At 59.7% G+C, this 740-nt stretch carries 2 protein-coding genes; both read right to left on the bottom strand.

Features of this window, described 5'->3' with window-relative positions; genetic code table 11:
- The coding region (locus EOA22_RS35940) for a Rieske (2Fe-2S) protein (RefSeq protein WP_164756300.1) at positions 1-345 on the bottom strand (345 nt) is incomplete at its 3' end.
- Between the two features lie 11 nt (positions 346-356).
- Positions 357-740, bottom strand: a 384-nt coding sequence (locus tag EOA22_RS35935; RefSeq protein WP_164756299.1) for an amidohydrolase family protein, incomplete at its 5' end; no start/stop codon positions are given.

Raw genomic sequence — 740 nt, 5'->3', positions numbered from 1 at the left:
CACGTAGATGCCGCCGGCTTCGACGGTGACTGGAAATGTGCGCGCGCGAACGGAGGGATCGACCAAGGCCGCGCCTGACTTGATGTCGAACTCCCACCCGTGCCAGGCGCATCGAACGATCTCGTTTTCGCGATGATAGATGAATTGCGCCTGTTCAACGGGCGCGGTTGTGCCGCATTGCGGCCCCTCGCAAAGCGGAGCGCCGCGGTGCGGACAGACATTCAGCAGCGCGTGGAATGAATCTCCGATGCGGAAAATCCCGACCGAAAGGCTGCGGATCTTGGCGATGAACGGAGACCCTGTTTCGATCTCGTCGACGCGGCAGATATATGTCTTCTCGGGCATCGTATGCTTCCTCAGGCGGCATTCGCGGCTTGCGCGCGGGGGATGCGTTTGTAGACTTCCAGCGCGTTCAGTCCCATGATCTTGCTCTTCCAGGCAGGAGGGATTTGCAGCGTGTTGGCATCGTCGTAATCCCAGTGCGGATAGTCCGATGCAAACATCAGCGTGTTTTCTCCGTCCATCGCTTCGAGCGTGGACCAGAGATGTTGGATGTTTGCAGGCTGCTCCAGCGGCTGCGTGGAAAAGCGGATGTTGCGCCGGCAATATTCAGACGGCAGCATCTTCAGCCATGGCGTCTCCTTGCGCAGCGCTTTGTAGTCGGCGTCCAGGCGCCAAAGGACCGACGGAACCCAGGCGACGCCGCACTCGATGATCACGAAGTAGAGGTCCGGCCATTT

It is taken from the genome of Mesorhizobium sp. M7A.F.Ca.US.014.04.1.1 (genome assembly GCF_003998745.1).
Classification (GTDB): Bacteria; Pseudomonadota; Alphaproteobacteria; order Rhizobiales; family Rhizobiaceae; genus Mesorhizobium; species Mesorhizobium ciceri.
The sequence above is the reverse complement of the archived record's forward strand: the minus strand, read 5'-3'. Positions and strand labels throughout refer to the sequence as shown.